Annotated in this window: 15 protein-coding genes; 7 read left to right on the forward strand and 8 right to left on the reverse strand. The window is 61.7% G+C overall.

Translation table 11 applies throughout. The features are described from left to right. Positions 1-36 precede the first annotated feature (36 nt). Entirely contained in the window at positions 37-2,073 is a 2,037-nt protein-coding gene (locus tag LOY70_RS23600) for an ATP-binding protein (RefSeq protein ID WP_265029492.1), read from the forward strand. 2 nt (positions 2,074-2,075) lie between these two features. Next, positions 2,076-2,657, forward strand: a complete 582-nt coding sequence (locus tag LOY70_RS23605) for a cob(I)yrinic acid a,c-diamide adenosyltransferase (RefSeq protein ID WP_265029493.1) — start codon at positions 2,076-2,078, stop codon at positions 2,655-2,657. Between the two features lie 117 nt (positions 2,658-2,774). Here LOY70_RS23605 and LOY70_RS23610 read toward each other — a convergent pair whose 3' ends face one another. From LOY70_RS23610 to secA, 4 genes are all read right to left on the reverse strand, one after another. After that, positions 2,775-3,719, reverse strand: coding sequence for a Nudix family hydrolase (locus LOY70_RS23610; RefSeq protein ID WP_265029494.1), 945 nt, complete (start codon positions 3,717-3,719; stop codon positions 2,775-2,777). Next, on the reverse strand, positions 3,716-4,348 hold the full coding sequence (locus LOY70_RS23615) for a glutathione S-transferase family protein (RefSeq protein WP_265029495.1): 633 nt from the start codon (positions 4,346-4,348) through the stop codon (positions 3,716-3,718). Before LOY70_RS23615 ends, LOY70_RS23610 begins: the two co-directional genes overlap by 4 nt. Before the next feature lie 168 nt (positions 4,349-4,516). After that, entirely contained in the window at positions 4,517-5,734 is a 1,218-nt protein-coding gene (argJ, locus tag LOY70_RS23620) for a bifunctional glutamate N-acetyltransferase/amino-acid acetyltransferase ArgJ (protein WP_265029496.1), read from the reverse strand. A 120-nt stretch (positions 5,735-5,854) separates the two neighbouring features. Beyond that, positions 5,855-8,590 carry a preprotein translocase subunit SecA gene (gene secA / locus LOY70_RS23625; RefSeq protein WP_123344910.1) on the reverse strand — a complete coding sequence of 912 codons (2,736 nt, stop codon included), beginning with the start codon at positions 8,588-8,590 and terminating at the stop codon, positions 5,855-5,857. Between the two features lie 308 nt (positions 8,591-8,898). Between secA and LOY70_RS23630 the strand changes: the two genes are divergently transcribed. After that, complete coding sequence (locus LOY70_RS23630; protein ID WP_003178559.1) at positions 8,899-9,354, forward strand: DUF721 domain-containing protein; 456 nt, start codon at positions 8,899-8,901, stop codon at positions 9,352-9,354. 239 nt (positions 9,355-9,593) lie between these two features. Next, a complete protein-coding gene (locus tag LOY70_RS23635; protein WP_265028313.1) occupies positions 9,594-10,769 on the forward strand; it encodes an integrase core domain-containing protein in 1,176 nt (391 codons plus the stop codon). Positions 10,770-11,249: 480 nt separating this feature from the next. On the opposite strand, the gene LOY70_RS23640 is transcribed toward LOY70_RS23635, so the two are convergent. Continuing rightward, a complete protein-coding gene (locus LOY70_RS23640) occupies positions 11,250-11,405 on the reverse strand; it encodes a hypothetical protein (RefSeq protein ID WP_265038259.1) in 156 nt (51 codons plus the stop codon). Between the two features lie 195 nt (positions 11,406-11,600). Then, the gene (locus tag LOY70_RS23645; protein ID WP_265029497.1) at positions 11,601-13,088 is read right to left on the reverse strand and encodes a DUF853 domain-containing protein; all 1,488 of its coding nucleotides are present in this window, start codon (positions 13,086-13,088) and stop codon (positions 11,601-11,603) included. 298 nt (positions 13,089-13,386) lie between these two features. On the opposite strand from LOY70_RS23645, the gene LOY70_RS23650 reads away from it, so the two are divergent. Genes LOY70_RS23650 through LOY70_RS23660 form a run of 3 tightly spaced genes read left to right on the forward strand, consistent with a single transcriptional unit; the run spans position 13,387 to position 16,284 of the window. Beyond that, positions 13,387-14,508, forward strand: a complete 1,122-nt coding sequence (locus LOY70_RS23650) for a glycosyltransferase family 4 protein (RefSeq protein WP_265029498.1) — start codon at positions 13,387-13,389, stop codon at positions 14,506-14,508. 16 nt (positions 14,509-14,524) lie between these two features. Further along, positions 14,525-15,292 (forward strand): DUF2334 domain-containing protein, encoded by a 768-nt coding sequence (locus tag LOY70_RS23655; RefSeq protein WP_123344483.1) that lies wholly within the window; start codon positions 14,525-14,527, stop codon positions 15,290-15,292. Then, complete coding sequence (locus LOY70_RS23660; protein WP_265029499.1) at positions 15,289-16,284, forward strand: lysylphosphatidylglycerol synthase transmembrane domain-containing protein; 996 nt, start codon at positions 15,289-15,291, stop codon at positions 16,282-16,284. Before LOY70_RS23655 ends, LOY70_RS23660 begins: the two co-directional genes overlap by 4 nt. 4 nt (positions 16,285-16,288) lie before the next feature. Here LOY70_RS23660 and LOY70_RS23665 read toward each other — a convergent pair whose 3' ends face one another. Together LOY70_RS23665 and purU are read right to left on the reverse strand one after the other, a co-directional pair. After that, positions 16,289-16,462: a hypothetical protein gene (locus LOY70_RS23665; protein ID WP_185045949.1), complete on the reverse strand. Its 174-nt coding sequence runs from the start codon at positions 16,460-16,462 to the stop codon at positions 16,289-16,291. 57 nt (positions 16,463-16,519) lie between these two features. Further along, on the reverse strand, positions 16,520-17,368 hold the full coding sequence (gene purU / locus LOY70_RS23670; protein WP_025215251.1) for a formyltetrahydrofolate deformylase: 849 nt from the start codon (positions 17,366-17,368) through the stop codon (positions 16,520-16,522). Between the last annotated feature and the right edge of the window lie 166 nt (positions 17,369-17,534).

Raw genomic sequence — 17,534 nt, forward strand, 5'->3', positions numbered from 1 at the left:
CGCTGGCCCTCGTATCCCTTTTTAGCGACGAGTCTGATGCCATTGCGCCAACGCCTTGAGAACCTCCCGGTCGGCCAGAAACTGCTGGCCGCCCTGTTGGTGTTGTTGACCACAGTCCTGTTGGTGGCCAACCTGACCTTTATCAGCGCCGCCTATTACATTTCCCAGGAAAGCATGGCGCCCCAGGCCCTGCAGACCATCGGCCGGCTGATAGCCAACCCAAGCCTGATCTCCGATGCGCTGCAATCGCCACAAAGTGCCAAACGCCTGCTCGACGAACTCAATAGTTATGCGCCACTGCGGGCGGCGGCGTTGTATGACGGCCAGGGCGACCGCCTGGCGCAATTGCAACAGGGCGAAAAACTCAAGTTGCCGGACCACTTCCGCCATATCCAGGCCTGGCAGGCCGGTGAGTTCCGCAGCAACCAGGTCATCACCCTGCCCCGTCCCGGCACCGAACCTGGCCACCTGTTGCTGGTGGCCAGCAGCGAACTGCCCACGGCGTTCTACACCGGCACCCTGACCGCCAGTCTGGGCATCCTGATTTTCAGCGTGTTGCTGTGGCTGATCATTGCCCAGCAGATCAAGCGCCTGATCACCCAACCGATTCACCAACTCGAAGAACTGTCGCGCCAGGTGACCCGCGAAGAGAACTATTCCCTGCGTGCCGCCCGTGGCAATCACGACGAGATCGGCAGCCTGGCCGAAGCGTTCAACACCATGCTGTCGCGGATCGAAGCCCGGGAGCAACAGCTCAAGCGTGCCCGGGATGACTCCCAGGCCGCCTATGACCAGGCCCAGGGCCTGGCCGAAGAAACCCGCCACACCAACCGCAAGTTGGAGCTGGAAGTCCAGGTGCGCAGCAAGATCGAGAAAAAGCTCACCGGTTTCCAGAACTACCTCAACAGCATCATCGACTCCATGCCGTCGGCGCTGATCGCCCTCGACGAACAGCTCTATGTCACCCAGTGGAACCAGGAGGCCAGCGCCCTTTCCGGCACGCGGCTGGACGAGGCCTTGAACCAGCCGATCTTCCTCGCCTTCGAGCCGCTCAAGCCCTACCTGCCGCAGCTCAAGCAGACGGTCGAGCAGCACACGGTGGCCAAGATCGAACGCGTCACCTGGACCAAGGACGATGAGGCCCGGCACTACGCCCTGACCTTCTACCCGCTGATGGGCGGCGCCGGGCGCGGGGTGGTGATCCGCATCGATGACATCACCCAGCGCCTGTCGCTGGAGGAAATGATGGTGCAATCGGAAAAGATGCTCTCGGTCGGTGGCCTCGCGGCGGGCATGGCCCATGAGATCAACAACCCGCTGGGGGCGATCCTGCACAACGTGCAGAACATCCGCCGACGCTTGTCGCCGGAATTGCCCAAGAACCTCGAACAGGCCGAGCAACTGGGTATCGAATTGCCGGTGGTCAACCGCTACCTGGAAAGCCGGGAAATCCCACAATTGCTCGACGGCATCCAGCAGGCCGGCGCCCGTGCAGCGAAAATCGTCACCCACATGCTCAGCTTCAGCCGTCGCAGCACGCGGCAGATGGCGCCATGCGACCTGCCGGCGCTGATCGACCAGGCGGTGGAAATCGCCGGTAACGACTTCGACCTGGCGATCGGTTTCGATTTCAAGGGCCAGGCGATCATCCGTCAGTTCGACCCGAACCTGGGCCCGGTGCCCGGCACGGCCAACGAGTTGGAACAAGTGCTGCTCAACCTGCTGAAAAACGCCGCCCAAGCCATCCACCAACGGCAGGACGACAGCGAACCCGGGCGCATTATCCTGCGCACGCGCTTGAATCCACCGTGGGCGGAAATCCAGGTCGAGGATAACGGCATCGGCATGAGCGAGAACGTGCGCAAGCGCACCTTCGAGCCCTTCTTCACCACCAAGGAGATCGGCCAGGGCACGGGCCTCGGGCTGTCGGTGTCGTATTTCATCATCACCAATAACCACAAGGGCCAGATGGAAGTGCAGTCGGCACCCGGCCAGGGCACCTGCTTTACCTTGCGCCTGCCGCTGGCGGGCACTTCGATGGTGGCCCAGGAACACAAGCAATTGGAGCGTTGAGCATGGGTTTTCGCCTGTCGAAGATTTACACCCGCACTGGCGACAAAGGTGAAACCGGGTTGGGCGATGGTCGTCGCGTGGCGAAGGACCACCCGCGGGTCGAGGCCATTGGCGAAGTGGATACGCTGAACAGTCAGCTGGGATTGTTGCTGGCCGGCCTGGTCGCTGAGACAGCTCAGTACCCGGCACTCAAGGAGGTCAGCGACGTGCTGGCGCCGTGTCAGCATCGACTGTTCGACCTGGGCGGTGAATTGGCCATGCCGGCGTATCAAGCACTGACCACGGCGGAAGTCGAGCGACTGGAAGCGGCAATCGACGTGTGGAACGAGGAGTTGGGGCCACTGGAAAACTTCATCCTGCCCGGTGGCTCGCCCCTGATTGCCCAGGCCCACGTCTGCCGCAGCCTGGCCCGCAGCGCCGAGCGGCGTTGCCAGCAGTTGAACGCGGTGGAACCCCTGGAAGGCCCGGGGCTGGCTTACATCAATCGCTTGTCGGACCTGCTGTTCGTGGCAGCGCGGGTCATTGCCCGGCGGCAAGGCGTGGCGGAGGTGCTTTGGGAGGCGGCGGCCAAGCCTGGGGGTTGAATCGTTCTTGAGGCCGCTATCGCGAGCAAGCTCGCTCCCACACGGGATCTTCGGCGTTCACGGAATCCCTGTGGGAGCGAGCTTGCTCGCGATGGCGTCAGCAGTCACACCCCAGAATCAAGCCCCAGGCCAAAACGCCCGAATCCCCGCCACACCCTGCGCCCCGGCTGCCCAGGCTTGTTGCCGCTCGCCCGGCCCGACCCCACCCAGTAGATAAACCGGCCGGTTGAAGCCTTCGATCAAGCGTGCCGCTTCTTCCCAGCCCAACGGCTGAGCCTCGGGATGGGTCTGGGTCGGCTGCACCGGCGAAAGCGTGACGAAATCCACGTCCATCTGCTGCGCCAGGGACAGTTCCTCGGCGTTATGACAGGAGGCCGCCAACCAGCGGTCTTTGCCGAACGGTCGACCGGCCGCCGCATGCTTGCGCAACTGTGCGGCAGTGATATGCCAGCCAGCAGAAGGGAAATCCCCCAGCCATTCGAACGGCCCCTTGAGCATCAGTTGGGCCTTGCCGGCACACAGGCCCGCCGCATCCACCGCCAGATCGCGGTATTGCGGGTCATAGCCATTGGGCGCGCGTAGCTGGAGCAATTTGATCCCGCCGGCGATCGCCTTCTGCATGCCGCGCAGCAAGGCCGGCGTTTCGAGGCCTTCGGGTGTGATCAGGTACTCGCCCGGCAAGCGGGCCGCCGCGACGATCGGCTGATTGGCCGCCGGAAATTCGTAGTTCGCCAGGTCGCGGGCCGTGACCCAGGCCAGCGGTTGCCCTTCGGCGCCATGGGGTTCGCCGGTGAACGCCGAGACTTCCCAGACATCCAGCAACACCTGTTTGTCCGGATAATCGTGGCGCACCTTGATTAACGGCCGCGCGGCGTCGACGACAATGCCCAGCTCTTCATGAAGTTCACGGGCCAGGGCGGTTTCGACGGATTCATCGGCCTCGACCTTGCCGCCAGGAAACTCCCACAGACCGCCCTGGTGCTGGGTGTCGGCCCGTCGGGCGATCAGGATCTTGCCGGCGGCGTCACGAATGACCGCCGCCGCTACGTGTACTCGTTTCACCGCGCAGTGTCCTCCAGGCCGGCCTGTTGCCACGCCTTGAATGCCGGCCATTGATAAAGGGTTTCGACGTAGGCCGCATCGACCTCGGGCAGCTCCACCTGATAAGTGCGCAAGCGCACGGCAACCGGTGCAAAAAACGCGTCAGCCAGGCTGAGGGTACCAAACAGGTAGGGACCGGGTTCAGTCGCCGCCGCACGGCATTCGGCCCACAGCGCCAGCATCCGCTCGATTTCCGCCTGGACTTCAGCGGGCATGGGCGACAGCGGCGCATCGCGGGCAATGTCGAACGGCATGTTGCTGCGAATGGCAAAGAAGCCGCTGTGCATCTGGGCACAGGCCGAACGCGCCTGGGCCCGAGCGGCTACATCCTTGGGCCAGAGACCGGCGTGCGGGAACTGTTCGGCCAGGTATTCGGCAATCGCCAGGGAATCGGCGATCACCCCGAATTCGGTCTTGAGCAACGGGACCTTGGCCGTGGGCGAATGCTTGAGCAGTTTCTCCCGAGTGTCGGGCTGATCGAGCCTGACCAGCTCTTCGGTGTATCGCTCGCCGGTCAACGCCAGGGCCAATGCGCAGCGCAGGGACCAGGAAGAAATGCGTTGGTCGCCGATGATCAGGTGCAAGCTCATGCGTGGAATCCCTTTCTTGTGGTCAATCAGAAACCTTTGCGAATGTCTGTCAGGCCGCCTTCGCGAGCAAGCCCGCTCCCACAGGGGATTTGTGGTGTGAACACTTGCTATGTCACCCCGCAAATCCCCTGTGGGAGCGGGCTTGCTCGCGAATGGGGACGACTCGGTTTAGGTCCGATACTCAGCGTTGATCTTGACGTACTCGTGGGACAGGTCGGTGGTCCAGATGGTTTCGCTGCAACCGCCACGCCCCAGTTCGATCCGGATGGTGATTTCTTCCTGTTGCATCACCGCCGCGCCTTGGGCTTCAGTGTAGGTCGCAGCACGGGCGCCCTGGCTGGCAATGCAGACTTCACCGAGGAATACGTCGATCTTGCTCACGTCCAGCTCCGGCACGCCGGCCCGGCCGACGGCGGCGAGAATGCGGCCCCAATTCGGGTCGGAGGCGAACAGTGCGGTCTTGATCAGCGGCGAGTGCGCCACGGTGTAGCCGACGTCCAGGCACTCCTGATGATTGCCGCCGCCGTTGACCTGTACGGTCACGAATTTGGTCGCGCCTTCACCGTCGCGGACGATGGCCTGGGCCACTTCCATGCACACGTCGAACACAGCCTGCTTCAGGGCCTCGAACAGTGGGCCGCTGGCCTCGGTGATTTCCGGCAGGTTGGCCTTGCCGGTGGCGATCAGCATGCAGCAGTCGTTGGTGGAGGTGTCGCCGTCGATGGTGATGCGGTTGAACGACTTGTTGGCGCCGTCGAGCATCAGGTCTTGCAGCACCTGGCGGGAAACCTTGGCGTCGGTGGCAATGTAGCCGAGCATGGTCGCCATGTTCGGGCGAATCATGCCGGCGCCTTTGCTGATCCCCGTAACGGTGACCGTCACGCCGTCATGCTGGAACTGGCGGCTCGCGCCCTTGGGCAAGGTGTCGGTGGTCATGATGCCGGTGGCAGCGGCGGCCCAGTTGTTTTCCGACAGGTCATCGAGCGCAGCCTGCAGCGCGCCTTCGATCTTCTCGACCGGCAGTGGCTCGCCGATCACCCCAGTGGAATACGGCAACACCTGGCTGGCGTCGACCCCAGTCAGCTCGGCCAGCTTGGCGCAGGTACGTTCGGCGGCAGCCAGGCCGGGCGCGCCGGTGCCGGCATTGGCATTACCGGTGTTGGTCAGCAGGTAGCGCACAGGCCCCTGCACACGTTGCTTGGCCAGGATGACCGGTGCGGCGCAAAAAGCGTTGAGGGTGAACACGCCGGCCACCGTCGAGCCTTCGGCGCAACGCATCACCACGACATCCTTGCGCCCAGGGCGCTTGATGCCCGCCGAGGCAATACCGAGTTCAAAACCGGCAACCGGGTGCAACGTTGGCAACGGACCAAGACCAACAGCCATGAATGCGCTCCTTAATAGATGTATATCGGCACCGTCTCTTCTAGACGATGGATCAAATGGCAAAACGCCGCGACGGCTGGAGGCCGGTCGCGGCGCGGGTGGTTCAGCGTTGAAACGGGGTTACTGGATCTGCCCGTGGCAATGCTTGTATTTCTTGCCCGAACCGCAATAGCACAGTTCGTTACGGCCCAGCTTCTGTTCGTTACGCACCGGCGCGGTGGCCAGGGCGACATCCACATCGACGCCCTCTTCGGCGACCACTTCCAGGCCAGGGGCTTCGGCGTGTTCGAACTGCATGCGCGCGGCCAGGGCTTCGGCTTCCTGGCGCAGGCGAGCTTCTTCCTCGGCCGGGTCTTCGCGGCGAACCTGAACGTGGGACAGCACACGGATCGAGTCGCGCTTGATCGAATCGAGCAACTCAGAGAACAGCGTGTAGGACTCGCGCTTGTATTCCTGCTTCGGGTTCTTCTGGGCGTAACCACGCAAATGGATACCGTGGCGCAGGTGATCCATGGTCGACAGGTGGTCTTTCCACAGGTCGTCCAGGACTCGCAGCACAATTTGCTTCTCAAAGGAGCGCAGCGCTTCGGCGCCCGCCTGGTCTTCTTTCTCGTTGTAGGCAGCGATCAATTCGGCCAGCAGCTTCTCGCGCAGGGTTTCTTCGTACAGGTGGTCGTCTTCGTCGAGCCATTGCTGGATCGGCAAGGCCACGCCGAAGTCGCTCTGCAAGGCGGCCTCCAGGCCGGCGACGTCCCACTGTTCCGGCAGCGATTGCGGCGGAATGTGGGCGCTGACGGTGGCGTTGAGCACGTCCTGGCGGAAATCGGCGATGGTTTCGCCAATGTTGTCGGCGGCCAACAAACTGTTACGCATGTGATAGATCACTTTACGCTGTTCGTTGTTGACGTCGTCGAACTCGAGCAGTTGCTTACGAATATCGAAGTTACGGCCTTCGACCTTGCGTTGGGCCTTCTCGATGGCGTTGGTCACCATGCGGTGCTCGATCGCCTCGCCCGGCTGCATGCCCAGGGCCTTCATGAAGTTCTTCACCCGGTCAGAGGCGAAGATGCGCATCAGGCTGTCTTCCAGGGACAGGTAGAAACGGCTGGAACCGGCGTCGCCCTGGCGACCGGCACGGCCACGCAGCTGGTTGTCGATACGGCGCGATTCGTGACGTTCGGATGCAATCACCTGCAAACCGCCGGATTCGAGCACCTGCTGGTGACGCTTCTGCCAGTCGGCCTTGATCTGCGCGATCTGCTCGGGGGTCGGGTTTTCCAGGCTGGCGACTTCCACTTCCCAGTTGCCGCCCAGCAGGATGTCGGTACCACGACCGGCCATGTTGGTGGCGATGGTCAGCGCACCCGGGCGACCGGCCTGGGCGATGATCTCGGCTTCCTTCTCGTGGAACTTGGCGTTGAGAACCTTGTGCTCGATACCTTCCTTGTTGAGCAAGGCGGACATGTGCTCGGAGGTCTCGATGGTGGCGGTACCCACCAGGATCGGACGGCCCTGGGCCATGCACTCCTTGATGTCGGCGATGATGGCCGCGTACTTCTCCTCGGCGGTCAGGAACACCAGGTCGTTGTAGTCTTTGCGAGCCAATGGCTTGTTCGGCGGAATCACCACCACTTGCAGGCCGTAGATCTGGTGGAATTCGAACGCTTCGGTGTCGGCGGTACCGGTCATGCCGGAGAGTTTGTTGTACAGGCGGAAGTAGTTCTGGAAGGTGGTCGAGGCCAGGGTCTGGCTCTCGGCCTGGATGTTCAGGTTTTCCTTGGCCTCGATGGCCTGGTGCAGGCCCTCGGACAGGCGACGCCCCGGCATGGTACGACCGGTATGCTCGTCCACCAGCACGACCTGGCCGTCCTGCACGATGTATTCGATGTTGCGATGGAACAGCTTGTGGGCACGCAGGCCAGCATAGACGTGGGTCAGCAGGCCCAGGTTATGGGCCGAGTAGAGGCTCTCGCCTTCAGCCAGCAAACCGACGCGGGTAAGCATTTCTTCGACGAACTGGTGACCGGCTTCGTTGAGCTCGACCTGGCGGGTCTTCTCGTCAACGGTGTAGTGCCCGGGCTGGGTCACTTCGCCTTCGACTTCCTCGACGTGCAACGTCAGCTGCGGGATCAGTTTGTTGATCTCGATGTACAGCTTGGAGCTGTCCTCGGCCTGACCGGAAATGATCAGCGGGGTACGGGCTTCGTCGATGAGGATGGAGTCGACTTCGTCGATCACGGCAAAGTTGAGTTCACGCTGGAATTTTTCTTCCATGCTGAACGCCATGTTGTCGCGCAGGTAGTCGAAACCGAATTCGTTGTTGGTGCCGTAGGTGATGTCGGCGGCGTAGGCGGCACGCTTCTCTTCCGGCGGCTGGAATGGCGTGACGACGCCGACGGTCAGGCCGAGGAATTCGTAGAGCGGGCGCATCCAGTTGGCGTCGCGGCGGGCCAGGTAGTCGTTGACCGTCACCACGTGCACGCCCTTGCCGGACAGTGCGTTGAGGTAGACGCCCAGGGTCGCCACGAGGGTCTTGCCCTCACCAGTGCGCATTTCGGCGATTTTACCTTCGTGCAAGGTCATGCCGCCGATCAACTGAACGTCGAAGTGGCGCATGCCCATCACCCGCTTGCCGGCCTCACGAGCGACCGCAAAGGCTTCGGGCAGGAGCTGGTCAAGGGTTTCCCCCTTGGCGATGCGGTCCTTGAATTCGGCAGTCTTGGCGCGTAACTGATCGTCCGAAAGGGCCACCATTTGCTCTTCGAAGGCATTGACAGTCTGTACCGTCTTGAGCATGCGTTTGACTTCACGCTCGTTCTTGCTTCCAAAAAGTTTCTTTAACAAAGGCGCAAACATATCGGCAGGATCTTCCACACTAAAGGGATGGAGGGCGGCCCCGTGAGTCGCCCGTGCAGCCCTCATGGCCGCATGCGAACGAGCATTCTACCCGGAAACGATGGAGAGGAAAGTGGCGTTATTCCACGATGCTGGCACAGCGCTGTGACGGGGCCTCCCTAAAATAAGGGCTTTTGCGCGAACTTCAACCCACAAAACGCAGAAGTTACTCTTTGATTGCGCAGGTAAAAAGCCGCTGGGCTGCAGGGTCGAGGCGCGCCCGGCGCTTTCTGCTACCATGGCGCCTCTGTCACTCGCGGTATTCGTTCATGGCCTTTCGCCCCCTTCCAGCCAAGGCTCCCGCCGTTCTGCTGCGCGAAGCCAAACCGCTAAAAGCCATCTTCGGCCACGCCAAACGCCTGGGTCACCTGCAGCGCTTGCTGGACAGCCAGTTGCAGCCTGCCGCCCGCGAGCATTGCCACGTGGCGTCCTGGCGCGAAGGCAGTTTGTTGCTGATCGTCACCGACGGCCACTGGGCCACGCGTTTGCGCTATCAGCAAAAGCGTCTGCTGCGTCAATTGCAGGCCTTTGAAGAGTTCGCCAGCCTGACGCGGATTTTGTTCAAGGTGCAGCCGCCTACGGTGCAGGTGGGCGTCAAGGGGCATACCCTGGACCTGTCTACCGATGCGGCCGCGACCATCCAGGCTACGGCGGATGGTATTAGCGATCCCAATCTGCGGGCGGCGTTGGAGCGGTTGGCGGCGCATGCTCGGCCTAAGGATTGACCTGGGTTTCTTGGTTGGGTGTAGGACCGCTATGGGTGGGGGTTTGTAGTTTGTGTGTATATCCGTTTTTTTTGTAACGGCGGCTGGCGGTTCCGCCCTTACGGCGGCTCACTTTTGAGAAGCGCAAAAGTAAGCAAAACGCTCTTGCCGGTATGACTCACCCACATGGGTTACAAATCAGTTCACGCACATAGGTAACAGTTTTTAACTGGCAGGGTCGATTTCGCGAGGATCTGACCATGCCCTGGAGAGAGCTGAAACCTATGGACCTGAAAGTGATGTTCATCGCGGATTATCTGTCCAAAGAGCACAGCTTAAGTCAGCTGTGCCGGGACTATGAGATCAGCCGAAAGACTGCGTACAAATGGGTTAAACGATACGAAACAGAGGGCCCCGGTGGGCTTGATGAGCGTAGCCGCCGCCGGCACAACCAAACCTATGTTGTGCCCCTGGTCGTGAAACAGGCGATCATTGAGCTTCGCTCCATTGGCGAGACGATTCCCGGCCCGAAGAAAATTCAAAACTGCCTCGTGCAGCGTTTTCCTGATCAGGATCCGCCGTCGAAAACGACCATTTATAATGTACTCAAGGCAGCTGATTTGATCACGCCTCGGCCTTTGCGCAGGCGTGTGGCTGTTTATCCCAAGCCTTTGCACAAGGCAGAGAATCCCAACCAGCTCTTCAGCGCTGATTACAAAGGTCAGTATCTGACCGGGGCAGGTGTTTGGTGCTATCCACTGACAATCATGGATCATGCCAGTCGCTTTCTACTGGCTTGCCAGAGCATGGGCAGCACCAACTTCAAGGAAACCCAGGAAACCTTCGAGCGGGTTTTTCGTGAGTATGGGCTGCCGGAACGGATTCGTACCGACAATGGCGTACCGTTTGCCAGTACGAGTCGTGCGGGGCTGTCACAGCTGTCGATCTGGTGGATGAGACTCGGGATCATCCCTGAGCGGATCGAGCCGGGCCGCCCGGATCAAAATGGGCGTCACGAGCGCATGCATCGGACGCTGAAAAGTACGTTGCCTCAACCTGCGGCTATTGCTTGGGAGGCCCAGCAACGTCATTTTGATCGTTTCAGACAGCACTACAATTACGAGCGTGGGCACGAGTCGCTGGGACAGAAAACGCCTGCTGCCTGTTATACGCCTTCAACTCGAATGTATCCCGAAACGCTGCCTGAAATGACTTATGCGAGCCATATCGAAAGTTACCTGGCCGATAGTAATGGGATCATCAATCGAGGCGGTATGAGGGTTTATGTAGGTAATTTGCTCTGTTATCAGACCATCGGCATGGAGATGATTGGTGATGGGATATGGAATGTGATCTTCGGGCCGGTGATCCTGGGTCATGTTAATGCGAGAAATGCCAAGAACGGCTACGTTTCAATCAAAGTGTCACCTATGTGAATGCACTTTTTTGTAACCCATGTGGTTGTTCCGTACATGCCCCACCACTCGGCACCTCGCCTAGGCTCGGTGTGCCCTCTCTCCGGCATTGCTCCGTGGGCCGCCGCGAAGGGCCATCCATGGCCCAGCGCGGCTATCCCGGCATCCATGCCGGGATGCCCACTGCGCAATGCCTGCGTTCGGCCAGCGTGGTTAACGGGGCGCCTAAGATCAAAAGCGACGCGAGGCGGCCTAATAGCCGGCCTGGCTTGGGGTGAACGCGTTCCTCCTGTGGGAGCGAGCTTGCTCGCGATAGCGGGTGTCACTTGAGGTAAGATGTTGACTGGGCTGGCCTCATCGCGAGCAAGCTCGCTCCCACAGGTTTTTGTGTCGTGTGCAGATGCTATGAGCACCCACAATCCCATGTGGGAGCGAGCTTGCTCGCGATAGCGGTGGTCCAGTCACATAGATGCTGGATATACCCCCCGCTCTTGCTCTGCTTTAGATCTTGATCTTGATCTCGAGCGCCCCATAAACCACGCTGGCCGAACGTAGGTATTGCGCAGTGGGCACCTCGGCATGGATGCCGAGGTAGCCGCGCTGGGCCATGGATGGCCCTTCGCGGCGGCCCACGGAGCAATGCCTGCGTTCGGGCATGCCGAGCCTAAGCGAGGCACCGAGTGGTGGGGCAAAGCGCTTTGGTTACTTTCGCGCTTTTCGAAAGTGACCCGCCGTAAGGGCGGAACCGCCAGTGGCCGTTACCGCAGAAACGGATATACACACGACCTATAACCCCCCACCCATCCCCCCGTGGAAGCGGCCTAACCCGCGAAGAGACCAACCCGGCCTTGCCTACCGACGCTTGCTCCCCCCCAACAACGACCCCATCAACCCCCGCACCAATTGCCGCCCCAACTGATTAGCCGCCTGGCGCATCGCCGATTTCAACGCCTGGCCAGCCGCCGTGCCAAGGAACTCCCCAGCCTTTTCGGTAAAACTCGGCTCTTCGCCCACCGGTTTGCCTGGGGCCACTTCAGCCTGGGGCTCCAACCCCTTACGCCCCATCAGCACCTCATAGGCCGACTCGCGATCGATCGGCTTGTCATAACGCCCTTGCAACGGCGAACTGGCGATCAGCCCCGCACGCTCGGCCTCGCTCAGCGGCCCGATGCGCGACTGCGGTGGGGCCACCAACACGCGCTGGACCATCTCCGGCGTGCCTTTTTCCTGCAAGGTGCCCACCAAGGCTTCACCGATGCCCAGTTCGGTGAGCACCGCCAGGGCATCGAATTGCGGATTCGGCCGGAAACCATCCGCCACCGCCCGCAACGATTTCTGCTCCTTGGCGGTAAAGGCCCGCAGGCCATGCTGGATGCGCAACCCCAACTGCGCCAGCACATCGTCTGGCAAATCCCCCGGCGACTGGGTCACGAAATACACCCCGACGCCCTTGGAGCGAATCAGCCGCACCACTTGTTCCAAACGTTCCTGCAAGGCCTTGGGCGTGCCGGCAAACAGCAGGTGCGCCTCATCGAAGAACAGCGCCAGCAGCGGTTTGTCCGCATCGCCGCGCTCGGGCAATTGCTCGAACAGCTCGGCCAGCAGCCACAGCAGAAACGTCGCGTAGACCTTCGGCGCTTCATGCACCAGGCGACTGGCGTCCAGCAAATGAATACGACCACGGCCGTCACTGGCCGGTTGCAGGATGTCTTCGAGCTGCAAGGCCGGCTCGCCAAACAACGCGTCCGCGCCCTGCTGCTCCAGGGTCGACAAGCGCCGCAACAAAGCCTGACTGGACCCGGTGGTCATCAACGCCGCATCGTCCCCCAGCAACTCGGGATTGTCCTTGAGGTGATTGAGCAGCGCCTTCAGGTCCTTGAGATCCAGCAGCAACAAGCCTTCGCGGTCGGCGACCTTGAAGGCGGCATACAACGCCGATTGCTGGCTGTCTGTCAGCTCAAGCAGGCTGCCGATCAGCAAGGGGCCCATTTCACTCAACGTGGTGCGCAACGGATGACCCGATTGACCGTGAATATCCCACAACGTCACGGGATAAGCCTGAGGCTTGTGGCCCAGCCAAGGCATCCCGGCGATACGCTCGGCGATCTTGCCCTGGGGATTGCCGGCGGCGCCGAGGCCGCACAGGTCGCCCTTGATGTCTGCGGCGAACACCGCCACGCCGGCATCGCTGAACATCTCGGCCAGGCGCTGCAAGGTGACGGTCTTGCCGGTACCGGTGGCACCCGCCACCAGACCGTGACGGTTCGCCAGGCGCATGGCCTGGGCGATGGGCTGGCCGGCAAGGTCGGCCCCGATAACGAGTTGCGATGAGTCAGGCATTTGGTCACCTGTGATAGTTGCGATATGACGCTATTTTGCACGCTTATATAAAAGCACGCCCGGAGCATTTAGACCCGGGCACCCGGAATAAAAGCCTGCGAGCCCGGGCCGGCCTCATCGCGAGCAAGCTCGCTCCCGCAGGATTCCGGCTGGAACATAGATCCCATTTGGGAGCGAGCTTGCTCGCGATGGGCTCTGTCAAACAAACCGATCCCCACTGGCATCCCGGTTGCCACACAACCCCAACCGAACATCTATTCTTCATAAAGGTCAACACAGGAGAACACTGACCGGAGGGATGTTCATCGTGCATATAGCGGACATAACCATGTTCTACGCCCCCGCCAGCGGAGGCGTGCGCACTTATCTGGATGCCAAGCACCGGCGCCTGGGCGATCGGCCCGGTATTCGCCACAGCCTGTTGATCCCCGGCGCGCATTTGAGCGAGCACGATGGGATCTACAAGGTGCCGGCCCCCGCCCTGCCGTTCGGCAAGGGCTATCGCTTCCCCCTTCGGCTGGCGCCCTGGCGCAATGTCCTGCGTGATCTGCAGCCGGATCTGATTGAAGTCGGTGATCCCTACCTCACCGCGTGGGCCGCCCTGGACGCCCGGCGTCAGCTCGACGTGCCCGTGATCGGTTTTTATCATTCCGACCTGCCGCTGCTGGTGAGCAACCGCATGGGCAACTGGTTCACGCCCAATATCGAAGCTTATGTCAGCAAGTTGTACGGCAATTTCGACCGGGTCCTGGCGCCGAGCCAGGTCATGGCCGACAAACTGGCCGGGCTGGGCGTCAAAAACGTCTACGTACAACCTTTGGGCGTGGACCTGCAGACTTTCAACCCTGCCGCTCGCGACCCGGAGCTGCGCGCCGAGCTGGGTATTGCCGAGGATGCGCGCCTGCTGATTTTCGCCGGGCGCGGCTCCAAGGAAAAAAACCTGCCGGTGTTGCTCAAGTGCATGAAACGCCTGGGCGAGCGCTACCACCTGCTGCTGGTGGGTTCCTCGATGCCCGCCGTAGTGCCGGACAACGTCACGGTGGTTGATGAGTTCTGCCCGGCGCCGCAAGTCGCCCGGCTCATGGCCAGTGCCGATGCCCTGCTGCACGCCGGCGACCAGGAGACCTTCGGCCTGGTGATCCTCGAGGCCATGGCCTGCGGGATTCCCGTGGTGGCGGTGGCGGCCGGGGCCTTCAACGAAATCGTCCACGAAGACTGCGGCTTGCTGTGCGCGCCCGATAACCCTCAGGCCATGGCCAATGCCGTGCGGCAACTCTTCGCCGAAGGCTGCCAGCGCCGTGGCGCGTTGGCGCGTCGTCATGTGGAGCGCCACTACGCCTGGGATTCGGTGGTCAACAGCTTGCTGGGGCACTATCACGCCGTGCTCGGCGAACAGATGCCGCTGCTGGCCAATGGTTGAGGTGAGGTCCGTGTCGATGACTCAATCGCCCAGCGTGCTACTGGTGCTGCACGACGTGGCACCGCAAACCTGGCCCGACTACCAGCCCTTCGTCGAAGCCGTCGACGCCCTTGGCCAAGTGCCGATGACTTGGCTGGTGGTACCTGACTTTCACCGCGCCAACGCCCTGGAGGCTCACCCAGGTTTTCGGCGTTTGCTCGACAGCCGGGTCGAGCGCGGCGACGAGCTGGTGTTGCACGGTTATTACCATTGCGACGACGGTCCTGCGGCCCGGCACCCCAAGGACTGGTTCATGCGCCGGGTCTATACCCATGAAGGTGAGTTCTACAATCTGTCCGAACAGGCCGCCCTCGCCCGCCTGCGCGCCGGTATCGAAACCTTTGAGCGCTACCACTGGCCGCTGGAAGGTTTCGTCGCCCCGGCCTGGCTGATGAGCGAAGGCACACGCCAGGCCTTGCGCCAGTTGCCCCTGAGCTACACCAGCGATACCCAACACCTTTATCGCCTGCCCGACTTCACTGCCATTGACGCCCCGGGACTGGTCTGGAGCGCCCGCAGTGCCTGGCGCCGTGGCCTGTCGAAAGTCATCAGCGACCAGCGTGAACAGCGCTGGCGCCAGGCCCCGGTGATTCGCCTGGGCCTGCACCCGGTGGACATGCGCCACGGGTTTTCCCGGGATTACTGGCTGCGCACCCTCGAACGCCTGCTCAATGACGGTCGCGTGCCGATGACCAAGATCGGCTGGCTGGCCACCCAGGGCCTGCGGGTCAGCAGCGCCGCATGAAACGGCTGATCTGGCTGGGCGTCGCGCTGCTCACGGCGTTGCTGGTGCCGTTGTTGATGGGCGGCGCAGAAATGTGGTCGCGGGTGCAGCGTTTCCCCCTGTCGTTGCTGCTGACCATGCTCGGCATGATCGTGCTGTGCTGGGGTTTGAACTCCGTGCGTCTGCGGTTGCTGCTGGGTGAACACCGTGGGCGCATCGGCGGGCTGAAAAGCATGGGCGTGGTGATGTCCACCGAGTTCGCCATGTGCGCCACACCCGGCGGCAGTGGCGGGCCGCTGACGCTGATGGCCCTGCTGGCACGCAACGGTGTACGTCCGGCCCATGGCAGCGCGGTGTTTGCCATGGATCAGCTGAGCGACCTGCTGTTCTTCCTCTGCGCGTTGGTAGGCATTCTGTTTTACGCGTTGTTCCAGAACCTCAGCCAGCGCATGGAATGGATGTTGGGATTGAGTGCGGTTTCAATGTTTGGCGGACTGGTCGCCTGCGCGCTGCTGGCCCGCTTCCATCGCCGGCTGATCCTGCTGGGCGCTCGGCTACTGTGCCATTTGCGGGTCAAGAGCAGCACCCGCCGACGCTGGGCGCGCAAGATCCTGCACTTTCTCGCGGCCTTTACCGACACCTTGAAACTGCCACGGCAGACGCTGTTCCAAGTCTTCGGCCTGACGTGCCTCCACTGGGTGCTGCGCTACAGCGTGTTGTTCCTGGCGTTGAAAGGGCTCGGCGCGGATTTGCAGTGGGCCTGGAGTTTCCTGATCCAGATGCTGTCCTTGAGCGCGGGGCAATTCAGCCTGTTGCCGGGCGGTGCCGGGGCGGCAGAGGTGACCTCGGCGGCGCTGTTGGCGCCCATGGTGGGCAAATCCACGGCGGCAGCGGCGATCCTGATCTGGCGCGCGGTGACCTATTACTTTTATCTGGTAGCGGGCGGGCCGGTATTTTTTTTGATGGTCGGGCGACCCTTGATCAAGAAGCTGATAAAACTCAGGCAGGCATGACCGATCAGCGTTTCTGCTCGGGCTCATCCTGGGGATGTAACTGCTCCCACAGTTGCGCGGCATCGGGGAACTCAGTGCCGTCTTCCGGCCCCAAGGCGTCAGGGTCGTAGCGGCTCAGGCAGCCCTCGCCCAGGGTCGCCGGCGCACGGGAAGTGGCTTTGTCCAACGGATCGGTCATGGCGGGCCTCATGAAAAAAGGGCCTGGCGATCGCTCGTCCAGGCCCTTTGAGTGTAGTCAGAACACCACGGTCTTGTTGCCGTGCACCAATACCCGGTCTTCCAGGTGATAGCGCAAGCCGCGGGCCAACACCATCTTCTCCACGTCGCGACCGAAACGCACCATGTCTTCGATACTGTCGCTGTGGCTGACGCGCACCACGTCCTGCTCGATGATCGGGCCGGCATCCAGCTCTTCGGTCACATAGTGGCAGGTGGCGCCGATCAGTTTCACACCGCGCATCGACGCCTGGTGGTACGGCTTGGCACCGACGAACGACGGCAGGAAACTGTGGTGGATGTTGATGACCTGGTGGGCGTATTCGCGGCACAAGGCTGGTGGCAGGATTTGCATGTAGCGCGCCAGCACCACCACTTCGGCCTCATGCTGCTTGACCAGCCGCGAGACTTCGGCAAACGCCGGCTGCTTGTCCTGCGGGTTGACGGGTACGTGGTAGTACGGGATGCCGTGCCATTCCACCATGCTGCGCAAGTCGTCATGGTTGGAGATGACACAGGCAATGTCGCAATCGAGCTCATCGCTGTGCCAGCGGTGCAACAAGTCAGCCAGGCAGTGAGACTCGCGGCTGGCCATCAGCACGACGCGTTTTTTCTGCGCGGTGTCGGTGATGCGCCAGTCCATCGAGAACTCTTCGGCAATCGGCGCAAACGCCTCACGAAAGGCTTCGATGCCGAAGGGCAACGAGTCGGCACGAATCTCGTGACGCATGAAGAACCAGCCACTGTGATTATCCGAGTGATGGCTCGCTTCAGTGATCCAGCCGTTATGGGACGCCAGAAAGTTACTGACTTTAGCAACGATGCCGACGCGGTCCGGGCAAGCAATCACCAGCCGAAAAGTGCGCATTAGGGGAACTCCAGAACTTCGCAAAGGCGGCCATTCTAGCCATTGCGCAAAAAAACTGCAGTATCGATGACGCGCCGCGCCCATCGCGACAACCCTGGGCCGCGAACGGCGTGGCCGATGGCGCCGGGCTATATGTGTAAACAGATGTGAGGCGGCTCACAGTATT

It is taken from the genome of Pseudomonas sp. B21-054 (assembly GCF_026016345.1).
In the GTDB taxonomy this organism is placed as follows: domain Bacteria; phylum Pseudomonadota; class Gammaproteobacteria; order Pseudomonadales; family Pseudomonadaceae; genus Aquipseudomonas.

Coding starts and splice junctions, on each gene's coding strand:
- LOY70_RS23600 (WP_265029492.1), top strand. CDS start 37: ATGCCATTGCGCCAACGCCTTGAGAACCTCCCGGTCGGCCAGAAACTG.
- LOY70_RS23665 (WP_185045949.1), bottom strand. CDS start 16,462: ATGACCGATCCGTTGGACAAAGCCACTTCCCGTGCGCCGGCGACCCTG.
- LOY70_RS23615 (WP_265029495.1), bottom strand. CDS start 4,348: ATGAGCTTGCACCTGATCATCGGCGACCAACGCATTTCTTCCTGGTCC.
- LOY70_RS23640 (WP_265038259.1), bottom strand. CDS start 11,405: ATGCCCGAACGCAGGCATTGCTCCGTGGGCCGCCGCGAAGGGCCATCC.
- secA (WP_123344910.1), bottom strand. CDS start 8,590: ATGTTTGCGCCTTTGTTAAAGAAACTTTTTGGAAGCAAGAACGAGCGT.
- purU (WP_025215251.1), bottom strand. CDS start 17,368: ATGCGCACTTTTCGGCTGGTGATTGCTTGCCCGGACCGCGTCGGCATC.
- LOY70_RS23630 (WP_003178559.1), top strand. CDS start 8,899: ATGGCCTTTCGCCCCCTTCCAGCCAAGGCTCCCGCCGTTCTGCTGCGC.
- LOY70_RS23605 (WP_265029493.1), top strand. CDS start 2,076: ATGGGTTTTCGCCTGTCGAAGATTTACACCCGCACTGGCGACAAAGGT.
- LOY70_RS23650 (WP_265029498.1), top strand. CDS start 13,387: ATGTTCATCGTGCATATAGCGGACATAACCATGTTCTACGCCCCCGCC.
- LOY70_RS23655 (WP_123344483.1), top strand. CDS start 14,525: ATGACTCAATCGCCCAGCGTGCTACTGGTGCTGCACGACGTGGCACCG.
- LOY70_RS23645 (WP_265029497.1), bottom strand. CDS start 13,088: ATGCCTGACTCATCGCAACTCGTTATCGGGGCCGACCTTGCCGGCCAG.
- argJ (WP_265029496.1), bottom strand. CDS start 5,734: ATGGCTGTTGGTCTTGGTCCGTTGCCAACGTTGCACCCGGTTGCCGGT.
- LOY70_RS23635 (WP_265028313.1), top strand. CDS start 9,594: ATGCCCTGGAGAGAGCTGAAACCTATGGACCTGAAAGTGATGTTCATC.
- LOY70_RS23660 (WP_265029499.1), top strand. CDS start 15,289: ATGAAACGGCTGATCTGGCTGGGCGTCGCGCTGCTCACGGCGTTGCTG.